Consider the following 13,865-nt stretch of genomic DNA (forward strand, 5'->3'; position numbering starts at 1 on the left):
GTCTGCGCAGGAAGCGCAGATCACACTCAATAAGATATATAAAATTTTAATTTAAAGCTGTTTTGTTGTCCAGAGGAAACCTGGAAAGCGCGCCGTTTTTTTACGCCGCCGCTACAGATTCAGGTGATAATCCACCGCGCCTCTGGAAAGGGCGGTCACGCCCGTGCGGCAGACTTCCAGGATCTCGTACTCGCCGAGAATGGTGAGGAAGCCGTCGATCTTGTTCTGTTCTCCGGTGAGTTCCAGGACCATGCTGCCCACTGACAGGTCGATGACCTTGGCCTTGTAGACATTGGCGATCTCGGTGATGACGCCGCGGTTGCTGTCGTCGGCGGCAACTTTCACGAGAAGGAGCTCGCGCATAAGGCTTTTATCCGCATCCAGTGTGAAGATGTCTTTGACCTCGATGAGCTTGCTGGTCTGAGCGATCATCTGATCCAGCATGTACTCGTCGCCGGTCATGACGACGGTGATGCGGGACAGATCCGGTATATTTGTGATGGAAACTGTCAGCGAGTCGATATTGTACCCCCGCCGCCCTAAAAGGCTGGTAACGCGGGTCAATACGCCGGGGTGGTTATCCACCAGAATGCTGATGATCGTTTTCCGGGGTGTTGACATGGGAACATACCTCTCTTTCTAATCCATGATCGTGTCTTCGATGGTGCCGCCGGCGGGGATCATGGGAAGTACCCGTTCCTCCCGTGCGATGGTACAGTCGATCCAAACTGGTCCGTTTTCTTTCAGCGCCTTGCCGAGAGCGTCTTTGAACTCCGCCGGAGTGGCGGCGCGGAAGCCTTTTGCGCCAAACGCCTCAGCCAGTTTTGCGAAATCCGTCTTTCTCCCGGGAACCGTAGAGGAATAGCGCTTTTCGTAGAAGGCTGTCTGCCACTGGTATACCATGCCAAGAACGCTGTTGTTCATGATGATGGTGATGATAGGCAGGTTGTAGGAGACCGCCGTGGCGGCTTCGTTCAGGTTCATATGGAAGGAACCGTCCCCTGTAATGTGCACCACGCGCTTGCCCTCGCACAGACCGAATCTGGCGCCGATGGACGCGCCGTAGCCGAAGCCCATGGTGCCCAGTCCGCCGCTGGTGATAAAGGAGCGGGGATGGCTGTGATGGAGGTACTGCGCCGCCCACATCTGATGCTGACCCACGTCGGTGACAAACACCGTGTTTTCCGGCGTCATGCTGCAGAGCGTATCGAACAGCTGATGGGGCTTGATGACCTTTTCGCTGTCTTTCGGTTTATAGTCCGTATCCCGCCACTTCCCGATCTTTTTGATCCACTCTTCATGGGAGGCTTCTTCCACCAGAGGAAGCAGATCGGAGAGCACGGCCTTTACGTCGCCGCCGATGCTGCAGTCCACAAGAACGTTCTTGTTGATCTCGCTGGCGTCGATGTCGATCTGAATAATGTTGGATTTCGGGGCGAAACGCTTGGGATTCAGCGCCACCCGGTCGCTGAACCGGGCGCCCACGGCAATGACCAGATCCGCGTTGCCCACGGATTTGTTGGCGCTCTTGGAGCCGTGCATGCCCAGCATGCCGATATTCAGCGGATCGTCGTACCGGACGATACCGGCGGCCATCATCGTGTGAGTGGCGGGAATACCCGCTTTGTGCATGAGCCTGCAGAGTTCCTCAGAGGCCTCGCTGGAGGATACGCCGCCGCCGTAGTAAATGACGGGCTGCTGAGCGCTGTTGATCAACTGCGCCGCTTTCTGCAGAGCCGCTTCATTTTTTTCATAGGGCACTCTGTCCAGCGGAAGAGGTTCGCGGGACGTAAATTCGCATTTGGCCGCTGTGATGTCCTTCGGAATGTCCACCAGAACAGGACCCTTCCGACCGGAGTTGGCGATCTGGAAGGCTTTGCGCAGAATATCCGCCAGCTCGGTTACGTCTCTGACGAGGAAGTTGTGCTTTGTGACCGGCATGGTAATACCGGTTATGTAAATTTCCTGAAAAGAATCTTTTCCTAAAAGATTAGTGCTGACGTTGCCGGTGATGGCCACCATGGGAATACTGTCCATGTAAGCCGTGGCAATGCCGGTGACCAGATTAGTCGCGCCCGGACCGCTGGTGGCCAGGACCACGCCGGTCTTTCCCGTGGCTCTGGCATAGCCGTCGGCCGCGTGGGAAGCTCCCTGCTCATGAGCGGTCAGAACGTGTCTGATCCGATCCTTGTAGTCGTAGAGCGTATCATAGATGTTCAGGACCGCGCCTCCCGGGTAGCCGAAGATCGTATCCACACCCTGCTCCAGCAGCACTTCGGCCAAGATTTGAGAACCTGTTAAATTCATTTTCACACCACCTTAATGTTTCAACTTGTTTGATCGGTCTCCCTGCCGGAGATGACCGGCGTCTGGAGAGTATCAGCCGCGGCCGGGTTATGGATCCGGCCGCGGCATTCAGAAGCACGAAGCGACCGGGATCACCGTTCGCTCCGGCAGAAAAACCGTTATTTTTCCTGCTTTATAGGAGACACTCCTGTTAAATTTTAAACGATTCTCTGTTTTTGCCTCTGATATTCGTCCCTTTGTTTGAATCTCATTGTATAACTTTAAGGTTGTTATGTCAAATAGTTTTTTTGATTTTTTTTTGTGCATTCACAACAAATTTGAATTTGTGCACAAAAACAAAACAAGCCGGATTTTTACACCGGCTTTTGTAGCAAACAGACAAGCAGATTGACAGGTCATCTGCGTTTCATGGAGCGGAGGCGGTCCTTTGTGGCCGCGTCTACCCGAAAAGACTCGATGGTCTTTTGGATGGCTTTGTTGTATGTGAAATCATCCAGCTCATTGCAGCCGTCGAGCAGCTCCATCGTCTTCTCCGGAAATTTGATGAAGCAGACGGAAAGGGCCCAGGCCACAGCCATTTTTACATAGTATCCTTCGTGCTTGACACTGTTCAGCAGCGTCAGGACCCTGTCGATGTACACTTCATTAATATAGTGGGCGAGCAGCATCACCACCGCGAAGCGCAGAGGAAATTCCGTCTGGGCCGGATGGTCCTGCGGGTCCTGTTCAAGGCCCAGGGCCAGGTAGGGCTGCAGGAAATCCCAGAACTCAGCCATGTGCTTTTTCGCCGCTTTGAGAGACGTGCAGAAGGTGTCGCAGACAGCCCAGTTGTCGATCAGCGGCACGAATGCCGCCGTGCGGGAAAGCAGTTCATCAAAAGGCATCTTCGCGCAGCCGATGACCAGCCCCTGAAGTAAGATCTCCTCATAATAGATCGGCGGATCAAGGTTTTCAGCGGCGGAAGGGCCGGGGTGGGTGCTGGCCTTACTGCCGGCCCAGTTTGCATCGGAGCCGGTGGCATGGATGGAGCAGCCCGCGTCGGTGCTGGCCACATGGCCGGAGCAGTTTGTGCCGGAGCCGGGGGCATCGCCGGAAAAGTTTGCGCCGGAGCCAGTCGCATGGCCGGAGCAGTTTGCGGCGGGGCCGGTAGCATGGCCGGAGCAGCTTGTGCCGGAACCGGTGGCATGGCCGGAAAAGTTTGCGTCGGAGTCAGTCGCTTGGCCGGAGCAGTTTGCGGCGGGGCCGGTAGCATGGCCGGAGCAGTCAGTGTCGGAGACGGCCGTATGGCCGGCCCGGCCCACGCCGGCAGCTTGCAGGTACGCCGCCCAGCCCACTGCGGTCCCGTCAGGAAATGGAAGTCCCGTCTTCGCGATCGTTTTTGCCAGTTCCCGCAGCTTAGGAACGCGTACGCCGAGTATATTTGTCTTGCCCGGCACCAGGCCGCTGTGAAATTCACGATAGGTCTTGTCCGCCAATCCCCTCAGGATCGTACGGGTCTGGCGGCGGATGTCTTCATCTGATCTGTTATTCATGGTTCATACCCCCCGAACAAAAGTAGTAATGGCATAGTATGTGGGCTGACGGTCTGACCGCTCCAAGCGGTCACTCCTCAGGACCGCTTTCCAGCGTAAAGATCTCCTCGACCGGCGTCGTCAGAAGACGGGCCAGTTTCATGGCCAGCTCCAGAGTAGGATTGTACTTGTTATTTTCGATAGCGTTGATCGTCTGGCGCGTCACATGCAGCTGGACAGCCAGATCCTCCTGACGCATCCCACGTTCTTTTCGCAGCTCTCTGATCCTATTTTTCATATGCCACCTACCGGGTCGCAATGAGAAAGAGGGGGATCGCCAGCCCGGCCAGAAGAATGACGGCCAGGATCATGAGCATGCACCGAACATCGTGTTTCCAGCCCTCGTCGTCCATCTGACGGCGGTAAAACAGAGTAGCTCCAAAATTGATCAGGTTCTGACCAATGATCGTATACAGAGGAAGCTGCCAGTTACCTCCGGTAAAACAGGAATAACCCGCCCAGGCGGCTAAAACCAGAAGCGTGAACAGATACGACCAACGCATGCTCTTCAGCGAAATATCCATCTCCATCTCGTCCATCCTGCGTATAAATTTCATGTGAAATCCCCCCTTATATGAAGTTTCCATCAGAATATGATCCGCCCTGCGCGCTCACTTTCACAGAGCGAACTTTTTGAAAGATACGGAAATATCAGCGGACAATACTTCCTGTACTGCAAGAAATGTAAAACGTTCTTTACATTTGCATTTTACTGCGGGGCCTGCGCAATGTCAAGAACATTTTACATTTTTCTGTTGTCAAGGGGGGGAACTGCGGATGTCGGGGAGGAACACTTCATTTTAGATTGACGCCGATCCGCCGCCGGCGCCGGCTGCTGCGGCCTGCCGTGATGTGTGATATAAGCCGGTCTCTTTTCCATACCCGCCCGCCCTGGATCGCCGGGACACGCCACTGTGGGGATATTCTGCGTGACCGAGCCCCTGCCCAGGCCGCGGACCCTCTTTTCATGCCGGTCCGCCGCTCCGCCGGTGCGCCGCCGGCCGCAGTCCCCGTGGGGGAAGGCAGACTAGTCCTGTTTCCCAGGCAGAAACATGTCGGCAGGGGGCGCGGGGGCCGTGGGGCGGGGCGGATCGGCTGCCGGTGATCAGATGCTGACTCAATGCCAGGCAGACTGGCGTTCACCCGGTGTCTGCATCCGTATCCAGATGACAGCTGATATATCTGGGAGGTTCATTGCAAGAGAGCGCGGAGCGGAATAGAGGATCGTGATCAGAGCAGAAAAGCTTTGATCACGGCTTCTACATGATGCATGTCCAGTGCGCCCTCCGGCGTGTCGTACGTCACTATAAGGTTGTCCCACTGCACGATATGATGTTGCCGGTAAAGCCTGAGCTTTGCCTCCGACTGATTCATATAATCCGCATTTCCTGTGAGACCGAAATGTTCCCAGTAGAATATTCTGGAATCCTTTGGGCAAAACACTTCAAAATCCGGATAGAGCTGAATGTCTCCCAGCTGCAGCAGACATTCGTAGCGGTAAGGCAGTCCACTGGCGTACAGTGCATTGGCGATCACAAGTTCTGATTTTGAGCGGACAAAATCTCCTTTTACTGTTTTGTGAAGCCGCCGGTCCGGGAAACGGGGATTTGTAGCGTAGGGTTCGCGAAGCCAACGGTCCATCGACGTTATAGCCGATGAGCTGTCAGACAGGCCTGTATGACGTACGGACCGACCCATTAGACGTGACGTTCCTGCAGAATCCGGCTGCGCCGGCGGCTTTGTTTTCCCGGAAAGGCTTGTCGGGTCCGCTGTTGAAAAGGGAACGCCGGGGGTATTTTCCGTGATTTCGGAGGGCACATAGGGACGGTAGCGGCATAGAAAGCGGTGTAGTAATTCTGTGTTTCGTCTCAGAACAGGCAGGCTCTTTTTAATAAACCGCTTTCGCGCCAGCCCTTCGATCAGAGCTCTATCTGCCGTCGGAGACAAGTACTGTTCCTGGCCTGCCAGATAGCGTCGGTAACGGACCGGTTTGACGATACCTGCAGAAGAAATTGCTTCACGTTCCATATGAAGCGTACCGGAAGGCAGCTGGCGCAGTTCGTTTTCATATTGCAGAATGAGTTTGGAATAGTAATCCTCCCAGGACTTCAGAGTCAGCTGCAATTGATCCATAATATCACCTCAATAGATTTTTTATCGCCATCAAGCTTAAGTAATAGTGAATTTGTGTTATTTATTTACAATAATAACACAAAAGGGATGCACATGCAAGGGTTAATGTTAATTTATAGAATATAAAGAAATATAAGGGCTGGATCCGGCGCGGCCATATAAAGTCAATAGGCGAAAAAAGCAAAAAAAATCTGTTTTCACCTATTTTGGGCCTGTTTTGACGATAAAAACATCAAATATCAGAGTAATATAAGCGAAAAACAAAATAAAATTTGATTATCACCTAAATTAGTCGCCGAAATAGGTGAAAGTAAAGAAAAAAATAGAAAATTGCTCAAGCAACCCGTCCGTGCACCTGCTGACTGTGGCCAAATCATCGCCGTCCAGCGGTCCGGTCCTTCGCTGCTGGCCGCAGTCCCCGTGGGGGAGGGCAGACTAGTCCTGTTTCCCAGGCAGGAACATTTCAGCAGGGGGCGCGGGGTCTGCCGGGTGGGGCGGATCGGCGCCTTTTTGCAGGCTGCTGCGGCTTGTGGGACAATCGCCGGTCCGTAGCCAGCCGCAGAACTGCTTTGCTGGTGAGATCATGCCGGTCCGCCGCTCCGCCGGTCCGCCGCCGGCCGCAGTCCCCGTGGGGAGGGCAGACTAGTCCTGTTTCCCAGGCAGGAACATTTCAGCAGGGGGCGCAGGGTCTGCGGGGCGGGGCAGAGCGGCCGCCTTTTTGCAGGCTGCTGAGGCTTGCGGGACAATCGCCGATCCACCTCCGGCCGTAGAACTGCCTTGCTGGTGAGATCATCGCCGCCCAACCGTCCCGCCTTCCGCAGCAGAACTGTTCTGCCGGGCGGGGCATCACCGCCCCGCCGCAGATAAGAAAAGACCGCAGGCTGCATATGCAGTCCGCGGTCCAGACCGTCCGGCGTTTTATTCCACCATGCGGCGGTATTTTTCTTTTTTCCAGCGTTTGTAGACGCCCTTTCCGATGAAGAGCCCCAGCACCACGGCGATTGGGGGGAAGCCCCAGGTCAGGAAGGTGCCCTTGGTGGAAAGGACCTGAGTCCAGAGCTGATCCATCAGGAGATTCGTCTCCTCGGAAAGGTAGCTGAACTGTTCGGTATTTTCCAAAATGGCGTCGTCGGGATAGATGATCGGATTGTTCTTCACCTCGTCGTCCAGCAGCTGGTAGGCTCCCAGGTTCGGCGTGGAGTATCCGATATACACGATATTGTCGCAGGCCACGTCCGGTTCATTGAGGAAGTTGATGTACATCTCCGCGGCTTCCTTGTTGCGCGCACCCTTGGGGATGCACACGGAATCCATGAACAGGTTGGTGCCTTCCTTGGGGAAGGCTACGTCGATATCCGGATTGTCCGCCTGCATCAGGGTGGCTTCGCCGGAGTAGTAGGGACCCATGGCAGCTTCGTTTCCGATGAGCTTGTTGTGCATCTGATCCATGACGTAGGCCTGGACCAGGGGTTTCTGCTCCATCAGCTTATCCGCCGCCTCACGAAGCTGCTGGGGATCTTCCGTGTTCAGCGAATATCCCAGCATTTTCAGAGTCAGTCCAAAAGCGTCCCGGGAGTTGTCGAACATGAGGATCTGATCCTTGTATTTCTCGTCCCAGAGGATTTTCCAGCTGTCGATGGGCTCGGTCACCATTTTTTTGTTGTAGAGAATGGCCACCGTATTCCAGGCGTAGGGCACGGAGTATACGTTCCCCGGATCGTAGCTGTTGGTATCAAAGCGGGGATCCAGATATTTCGCATTGGGGAAATTGTCATAGTCGATTTTTTCCAGCATGTCTTCTTTGATCATGCGGGCGATCATGTAGTCGGAGGGGAAGACGATGTCGTAGTTCGTTCCTCCGCTTTTGATCTTCGCGTACATTTCCTCATTGGTGGCAAAGTTGGTCTGAATGATCTTGATGCCGGTGAGGGCGGTAAATTCTTTGTCGATATCCATCAGGTCGTCGCTGCCGTCGGAGAGGTACTCTCCCCAATTGTACACGGACAGTGTAAGCCCGGCGTCGCGGAATCTGCCGTAATACGCTTCGTCATAGGATGGTTCGTAGTTGTCCGGGTCCACGTCGTTCCAGGCGCCGTCCCCGCCGGCTGCGGACACCAGCGCCGCGTCGGCGCCGCCGGTCAGAACCGATGAGCCGTTCTCTGCCGAACCGGTCTGACTGGATCCCGCCAGTCCCGCGTCTGAGGAAGCGATGGCTGCCGAGCCTGCGGAAGCGATGGCTGCCGAGCCTGCGGAAGCGGAGACTGCGGGCCCTGCGGCGAAGGAAACGGCCGGACCTGCTGGAAGGAGGGATACGGCGGAGACCAGTGCGGTCAGGGTCAGAACAATGACCGGCTTACATTTAGTCATAGAACCGTCCTCCTCTCTTTTTCAGTTCCTTTTCCCGTCTGGCGTCGTTGATGTTTACGATGATCAGGACCACCAGAACAACGATAAAGATGATCGTGGAGAGAGCGTTGACCTCCGGGCTGATCCTTCTGCGCGTCATGGAATAGATGTAGACGGGAAGGGTCTGCCAGCGGTCGCCGCTGACGAAGTAACTGATATTGAAATCATCCAGGGAGAAGGTGATCGCCATGAGGAAACCTGTCATGACGCCGGGCATGATCTCCGGCAGCATGACCTTGATGAATCCCTGGAAAGGCGTGCATCCCAGGTCCAGCGCCGCCTCATATATATGGTGGTCCATCTGCCGCAGCTTGGGCATGACGGACAGTATGACGTAAGGCAGATTGAAGGTGATATGGGCGATGATCAGAGTCAGGAGGCCCAGGTCCACTCCGCACAGCACGAAGAGCAGCATCAGGGAAACACCCATGACGATCTCCGGGTTGACGACTGGCAGATAGGTAAAATTCATCATCGCCGCCCGGGAGCGCGCTCTCATGCTGTAGATACCGATGGCCGCCGCCGTTCCCAGCAGCGTGGCCACAACGGCGGAGACCGCCGCCACGATCAGGGTGATGCTCAGGGCTTTCAGCGCCATGTCGTTGCCAAGCAGCTTTTCATACCAGCGCCAGGAAAAGCCTGCCCAGTGGCTGCGGCTCTTGCTGTCGTTGAAGGAGAAAGCGATCATTACCAGGATGGGGGCGTACAGGAAGAACATGACCAGAGCGATGTAGCCTCTGGACAGCCAGTTTTTCATTTTCATATCAGCATGCCCTCCTTGCTTTCCGCGTCGTCAAACATGTTGGTGAGGGCCATGCAGATCAGAATGATGACCATGAGCACCAGGGAGAGGGCCGAACCCAGATGGGGGTTGTAGGCGTTGCCCAGGAACTGCATTTCGATCAGATCTCCGATGAGCATGGTGGAGCCGCCGCCCAGCAGCTTCGAGATGACGAAGGTGGAGACGGAGGGCACGAACACCATTGTGATGCCGGTGTTGACGCCGGGCAGGGACAGCGGAATGATCACGTCGCGCATAACAGCGGCCGGCGTGCAGCCCAGATCGCCCGCAGCGTCGATCAGGGAGTTGTCAATTTTAGTCATAACAGAATAGAGCGGCAGGATCATGAAGGGCAGGTAATTGTAGACCATGCCCAGAACCACCGCGCCTGTGGTGTTGATCATTTCAAAGGGACCCAGGCCGAAGAGCCCGAAGAACTGGTTGATGAGACCGTTGTTCTCCAGCAGCGTCATCCAGGCGTAAGTGCGCAGGATGAAGCTCATCCACATGGGAAGCATGACCAGCATGATAAAGGTCCGCTGACGGCTTCCGGTCGATCTGGAAATATGGTAGGCCAGCGGATAGGCGATGATCAGACAGATCGCCGTGGCGATGATGGCCAGCCAGATCGAATTAAAAATGACAGGCGCAAAACCAACGGACTGCTGGAAATTTACGGTACTGAAATTGCCCTTGAGGTCGGTAAAAGCAAAATAAGCCACCAACCCCATGGGTACGATGATAAACAGCGCCATCCACAAAATGTACGGCGATGCGGTTATTTTTGATTTCATTCTTCGCCGCCCTCCTGCACGTCGTACTCTTCCTCAGACATCTTGTGCATGATATGAATATCGAAGGGCAGAATGGACAGACCGATCTCTGTACCCGGATCGTACTGCTGCGTGGTGTGAAGCATCCATTTTACGCCGCCGGCGTCCACGATGTTCTCAAAGTGGACTCCCTTGAAGACGATGGATTCCACTACGCCTGCAAACTGACCCTGATCAGGTTCGCTGACCTTCCAGTCCTCAGGACGGATGACCACGTCCACAGCTTCGTCTTTGGCAAAGCCCACGTCGGCGCAGGGAAGACGCTTCCCTGCAAAAGTGACGTCGTAGTCCGCGTGCATGACGCCGTCCACGATGTTGCTCTCGCCGATAAAGTCAGCCACAAAAGCGTTGACCGGTTCGTTGTAGATGTCGGTGGGAGTGCCGATCTGCAGGATGTTTCCATCCTTCATGACCACCACCCGGTCGGACATGGTCAAAGCCTCCTCCTGATCGTGAGTAACGTAGAGGAAGGTGATGTTGGTCTCCTGCTGAATGCGTTTCAGCTCGATCTGCATCTCCTTGCGCAGCTTCAGATCAAGGGCGCCCAGCGGCTCGTCCAGAAGGAGCACGCGGGGGTGGTTTACCAGAGCGCGGGCGATGGCCACACGCTGCTGCTGGCCTCCGGAGAGCTGGTCGATCTTGCGCAGCTCAAAACCCTTCAGGTTGACCAGCGCCAGCATCTCCTTTACCAGGGGCCTGCGCTTGTCTTCCGGAATTTTGCTGATCTTCAGACCAAATTCGATGTTTTCATAGACGTTCAGATGTGGGAAAAGTGCATACCGCTGAAAGACGGTATTGACATGCCTTTGGTAAGGCGGGATCCCGTTGATTCGTTTGCCGTCAAAAAAAACGTCACCCTCCTTGGGATTGACAAAACCGCCGATGATCTTCAGCGTAGTCGTCTTTCCACAGCCCGAAGGCCCCAGGAGTGTAACGAATTCCTTGTCGTTGATGTCCAGAGACAGGTTTTTCAGCACCTGATCTCCGTCGTACTCAACGGTTACATTGCGTAAGCTGATTAAAGTATTTTTCTGCATATTGCATCCCCCTTTGCGGATTTAGTCATGCAGGTTACTTTGGACCTGCGTGGCCCGGAGACTTTTGATACCACGCCCCGCAAAGGGTTTTCACAAGGTGGTACATACGCCTCCGTAATATCCTGCTCCGGTACCGCGCGAACAGTCTCGATCTTTGAGAAATACACGCTGTATTCCGGCGCCTGGATTTTGCCAGATGCTATAAGTTTACCCGTCCGAATTGACGGGATACACTTATATAGAGCAAGATTCAATATATCGCGAAAAATGGGAAAAGTCAAGGAGTTTGGGGTAAATATCAGAGCGAAAAAAGCGCAGGGCAAAAAATGCTGCAAAACAAAGGCGGAACAATTAAAAAAGACGGAAATTTATTCCGTCCTATCCCGTTTGGTATATACAAATTTTACGGTGTCGTAGATGTATTTCTCATCCTCCACGGAAAGATTATCGATGTAAGGTGCGATCTTATCAATGAACGGATTTTCGGAGGCGGTCACATCCAGATCAAATCTGAGGAATTCAGCGTAGGAGACATTGAGCCCTTTCAACAGCTTTTCGAGAGTAGAGATCGTCAGGTTTACCTGACCGCGTTCGATCTTGCCCACATAAGCCGGATCCATAGACGCAGTGAGGGCCAGAGTTTCCTGCGTAAAACCGCGTTTTACACGATATTCCACCAATCGTTTTACTATTGCTGTTCGTAATTCGTCCATTGTTCTTCTCCTGCCCCATATGAAAAAACCCGCCGCCGCGTCAGCGCGGATCGTTTTTAGCATGTCCCGAAATCCCTATAATAACAGGAATCCATGAGACTTCATTTAGCTAAAATTCTAATCCTTTTTCTGACTTTGGACAAAGCGATATAAAGACTGTAAAACTCAGGTGCTAAAAGGATTGATTTGCGTTAAATCTTGAATTAAAATATAGAAAGAAGAACATTTGTCGAAAATTGGAGCGCAGATTTTTGTCGAATTATCGAAAAAATGACCGAAAAATCGTTTATAATTAGAGGTGTCAAATGGAGAGAAGGGATGTGTGCAAAAGTGAATTTGAACTTGATCGGAAATTGGACGGGCATTTGTTATTTTGAGAATATCAGGCCATTTTTACCTGAAAATACGATGAAGCTGACGATCGAGGAACAGGATGGCGAAAACAGGGTAACCGGCATTGTGACTGAGGTCTGTGAGCGGACAGGCGTGGCATCCAGGAAAAATGTGCAGGAAAATGTATTTCATATCAGAGGTATCTTTAATGAAAACAGCCGGGTTCTCAGAATGGCAGGCGTGTGCGAACGGCAGGACAGGCATATGCGGGAATGCGTCCTGGAGCTTAAAATGGCGGGAGACGATAAGCTGACAGGTACCTTCACAAATCCGGAAAATTCGGCGGACACCCAGAACGTCATACTGGACAGAGGCGATGTTCGCCGGGATCTGGAAAAGCTAATGGAAATGGGCAGGATATTTCTTGAAGAATTAAAAAGGCGTGAAAAAACAGTGCCTGTCGATCCAGGCAGTACACGCGGAAAGGGATCGGAAGTCAGCGGGGAATACGCCGGCAGATCAAATAAGCAGTGAAACCGATGACGATCCCGGTGACCATTCCGGTAAAAAGAAGAACCGGCATGTAATAAAAGAGCCGCAGGTCGGAGACGACAAGAGCCGCGGCCAGGAGCTGGCCCGTATTGTGCGCCACGCCGCCGGCCATGCTGACGCCGGTGATGCTGAACAGGCCTGTCCGTTTCAGGAGGCACATGACCAGAAAACTCAGCAGGCCGCCTGCCAGACTGTACAGGATAGCGAAGACATTGCCGAATAAAAGACCGGAAAGAAAGATGCGAAGAAGGTTGATGGTCAGGGCGCTTGCCGTGCCCAGCGTGTAGAGCGCCACGATCACCACTGCGTTGGCCAGCCCCAGTTTCATGCCGGGTACGGGCATAGGCAGCGGTACCAGAAATTCAATATAAGAAAAAATCAGCGCCAGCGCCGTCAATGCGGCGCTGATCGCTATTTTTGAAGTTTTCCTGTCTGCGTTAAGCATGAGAACTCCTTTTCGGGGAATTGTATTGTTGAGAACGGGATCGGGCGCAGCGCCACCCTGCCGCCGGAAGTCAGGGGCGCGGCTCTGCTGGCCGAAGTAAGAGACGCTGCCCTGCTGGCCGAAGCCAGGGACGCGGCTGAAACCGCCCAAGCATTTCCGGCCGGTCAATAAGAGACATCGTCCATGCTGTCCGTCTGACTTCCTCTGATGCTGACCACCACGCGGTTGGGAAGGCAGACAATAGTCTGATTGCTGCGGCGGATGGCGCCCTGATGCACGCAGACCTGATTGGAGCAGTTTGCTTCAGCCATGAAAACCGCGCCGTCCCGTATTTCTACAATATTATATGCGTCGTCGCCGCGGGCCCGAACGGTGATGCGCTGATCTTTACTGAGATCGTAAGTGCCGTATTCCTTCCCGTCCGCCGATATGACGACCAGATCGCCGCCAGTCCCGGACAGACGGAGAAAAAAGAGACTGGAAAGGCACAGTAAAATGAGGAAAATCCCCAGAATGATATCTGCTTTTTTTATCACATGATTCACCTTGGACCCACTTCGTGGTATACTGATTGAGTATCTTTTTGAGTATCTTTCGCCTGCGGCCCATCCGCCGGAATTTCCGGCAGGGACACATTGAGCGGGTGCGGCCTGGGCTCGCATCAGCCGGACAAGTCCCGCAAAGGAGGAACCGTCCCATGAAGCAGGAGCGATCCCATAGGGCGGGAACGCTGCTCAAACGCCGGGGCCGGTGG

General features: G+C 53.9%; 14 protein-coding genes. 1 reads left to right on the top strand and 13 read right to left on the bottom strand.

The genetic code is table 11. From position 1 onward, the window contains the following. Positions 1–111: 111 nt before the first annotated feature. The 11 genes from ilvN to E0E37_RS09435 form a co-directional block, all read right to left on the bottom strand. Complete coding sequence (gene ilvN, locus E0E37_RS09385; RefSeq protein ID WP_130862767.1) at positions 112–621, bottom strand: acetolactate synthase small subunit; 510 nt, start codon at positions 619–621, stop codon at positions 112–114. Positions 622–639: 18 nt separating this feature from the next. After that, a complete protein-coding gene (gene ilvB, locus E0E37_RS09390; RefSeq protein WP_130862768.1) occupies positions 640–2,307 on the bottom strand; it encodes a biosynthetic-type acetolactate synthase large subunit in 1,668 nt (555 codons plus the stop codon). A 395-nt stretch (positions 2,308–2,702) separates the two neighbouring features. After that, entirely contained in the window at positions 2,703–3,839 is a 1,137-nt protein-coding gene (locus E0E37_RS19105; RefSeq protein WP_130862769.1) for a DNA alkylation repair protein, read from the bottom strand. Positions 3,840–3,909: 70 nt separating this feature from the next. Next, the gene (locus tag E0E37_RS09400) at positions 3,910–4,116 is read right to left on the bottom strand and encodes a helix-turn-helix transcriptional regulator (protein ID WP_130862770.1); all 207 of its coding nucleotides are present in this window, start codon (positions 4,114–4,116) and stop codon (positions 3,910–3,912) included. A 7-nt stretch (positions 4,117–4,123) separates the two neighbouring features. Continuing rightward, entirely contained in the window at positions 4,124–4,435 is a 312-nt protein-coding gene (locus tag E0E37_RS09405) for a hypothetical protein (protein WP_130862771.1), read from the bottom strand. 673 nt (positions 4,436–5,108) lie between these two features. Beyond that, positions 5,109–6,011, bottom strand: coding sequence for a hypothetical protein (locus E0E37_RS09410; RefSeq protein WP_130862772.1), 903 nt, complete (start codon positions 6,009–6,011; stop codon positions 5,109–5,111). A 918-nt stretch (positions 6,012–6,929) separates the two neighbouring features. Continuing rightward, positions 6,930–8,378, bottom strand: a complete 1,449-nt coding sequence (locus tag E0E37_RS09415) for an ABC transporter substrate-binding protein (RefSeq protein ID WP_130862773.1) — start codon at positions 8,376–8,378, stop codon at positions 6,930–6,932. Beyond that, positions 8,371–9,180, bottom strand: a complete 810-nt coding sequence (locus E0E37_RS09420; protein ID WP_330548565.1) for an ABC transporter permease — start codon at positions 9,178–9,180, stop codon at positions 8,371–8,373. The genes E0E37_RS09415 and E0E37_RS09420 overlap by 8 nt, the downstream gene beginning before the upstream one ends. Then, complete coding sequence (locus E0E37_RS09425) at positions 9,177–9,992, bottom strand: ABC transporter permease (protein ID WP_130862774.1); 816 nt, start codon at positions 9,990–9,992, stop codon at positions 9,177–9,179. The genes E0E37_RS09420 and E0E37_RS09425 overlap by 4 nt, the downstream gene beginning before the upstream one ends. Further along, the gene (locus E0E37_RS09430; RefSeq protein ID WP_130862775.1) at positions 9,989–11,068 is read right to left on the bottom strand and encodes an ABC transporter ATP-binding protein; all 1,080 of its coding nucleotides are present in this window, start codon (positions 11,066–11,068) and stop codon (positions 9,989–9,991) included. Before E0E37_RS09430 ends, E0E37_RS09425 begins: the two co-directional genes overlap by 4 nt. Before the next feature lie 368 nt (positions 11,069–11,436). Continuing rightward, on the bottom strand, positions 11,437–11,781 hold the full coding sequence (locus tag E0E37_RS09435) for a helix-turn-helix domain-containing protein (RefSeq protein ID WP_165445300.1): 345 nt from the start codon (positions 11,779–11,781) through the stop codon (positions 11,437–11,439). A gap of 408 nt (positions 11,782–12,189) precedes the next feature. Between E0E37_RS09435 and E0E37_RS09440 the strand changes: the two genes are divergently transcribed. Then, positions 12,190–12,648 (top strand): hypothetical protein, encoded by a 459-nt coding sequence (locus tag E0E37_RS09440; RefSeq protein WP_130862777.1) that lies wholly within the window; start codon positions 12,190–12,192, stop codon positions 12,646–12,648. Here E0E37_RS09440 and E0E37_RS09445 read toward each other — a convergent pair. Together E0E37_RS09445 and E0E37_RS09450 are read right to left on the bottom strand one after the other, a co-directional pair. After that, on the bottom strand, positions 12,611–13,111 hold the full coding sequence (locus E0E37_RS09445; protein ID WP_130862778.1) for a Gx transporter family protein: 501 nt from the start codon (positions 13,109–13,111) through the stop codon (positions 12,611–12,613). The genes E0E37_RS09440 and E0E37_RS09445 overlap by 38 nt on opposite strands. Positions 13,112–13,275: 164 nt before the next feature. Then, entirely contained in the window at positions 13,276–13,647 is a 372-nt protein-coding gene (locus tag E0E37_RS09450) for a NusG domain II-containing protein (protein WP_165445301.1), read from the bottom strand. Positions 13,648–13,865: the final 218 nt, after the last annotated feature.

The organism is Bacilliculturomica massiliensis (genome assembly GCF_900605495.1).
Taxonomy (GTDB): Bacteria; Bacillota; Clostridia; order Peptostreptococcales; family Anaerovoracaceae; genus Bacilliculturomica; species Bacilliculturomica massiliensis.

What these genes read in the sequence shown, in the direction of transcription:
- ilvN (WP_130862767.1), bottom strand. Translation starts at nt 621, where the DNA reads ATGTCAACACCCCGGAAAACGATCATCAGCATTCTGGTGGATAACCAC.
- ilvB (WP_130862768.1), bottom strand. Translation starts at nt 2,307, where the DNA reads ATGAATTTAACAGGTTCTCAAATCTTGGCCGAAGTGCTGCTGGAGCAG.
- E0E37_RS19105 (WP_130862769.1), bottom strand. Translation starts at nt 3,839, where the DNA reads ATGAATAACAGATCAGATGAAGACATCCGCCGCCAGACCCGTACGATC.
- E0E37_RS09400 (WP_130862770.1), bottom strand. Translation starts at nt 4,116, where the DNA reads ATGAAAAATAGGATCAGAGAGCTGCGAAAAGAACGTGGGATGCGTCAG.
- E0E37_RS09405 (WP_130862771.1), bottom strand. Translation starts at nt 4,435, where the DNA reads ATGAAATTTATACGCAGGATGGACGAGATGGAGATGGATATTTCGCTG.
- E0E37_RS09410 (WP_130862772.1), bottom strand. Translation starts at nt 6,011, where the DNA reads ATGGATCAATTGCAGCTGACTCTGAAGTCCTGGGAGGATTACTATTCC.
- E0E37_RS09415 (WP_130862773.1), bottom strand. Translation starts at nt 8,378, where the DNA reads ATGACTAAATGTAAGCCGGTCATTGTTCTGACCCTGACCGCACTGGTC.
- E0E37_RS09420 (WP_330548565.1), bottom strand. Translation starts at nt 9,180, where the DNA reads ATGAAAATGAAAAACTGGCTGTCCAGAGGCTACATCGCTCTGGTCATG.
- E0E37_RS09425 (WP_130862774.1), bottom strand. Translation starts at nt 9,992, where the DNA reads ATGAAATCAAAAATAACCGCATCGCCGTACATTTTGTGGATGGCGCTG.
- E0E37_RS09430 (WP_130862775.1), bottom strand. Translation starts at nt 11,068, where the DNA reads ATGCAGAAAAATACTTTAATCAGCTTACGCAATGTAACCGTTGAGTAC.
- E0E37_RS09435 (WP_165445300.1), bottom strand. Translation starts at nt 11,781, where the DNA reads ATGGACGAATTACGAACAGCAATAGTAAAACGATTGGTGGAATATCGT.
- E0E37_RS09440 (WP_130862777.1), top strand. Translation starts at nt 12,190, where the DNA reads ATGAAGCTGACGATCGAGGAACAGGATGGCGAAAACAGGGTAACCGGC.
- E0E37_RS09445 (WP_130862778.1), bottom strand. Translation starts at nt 13,111, where the DNA reads ATGCTTAACGCAGACAGGAAAACTTCAAAAATAGCGATCAGCGCCGCA.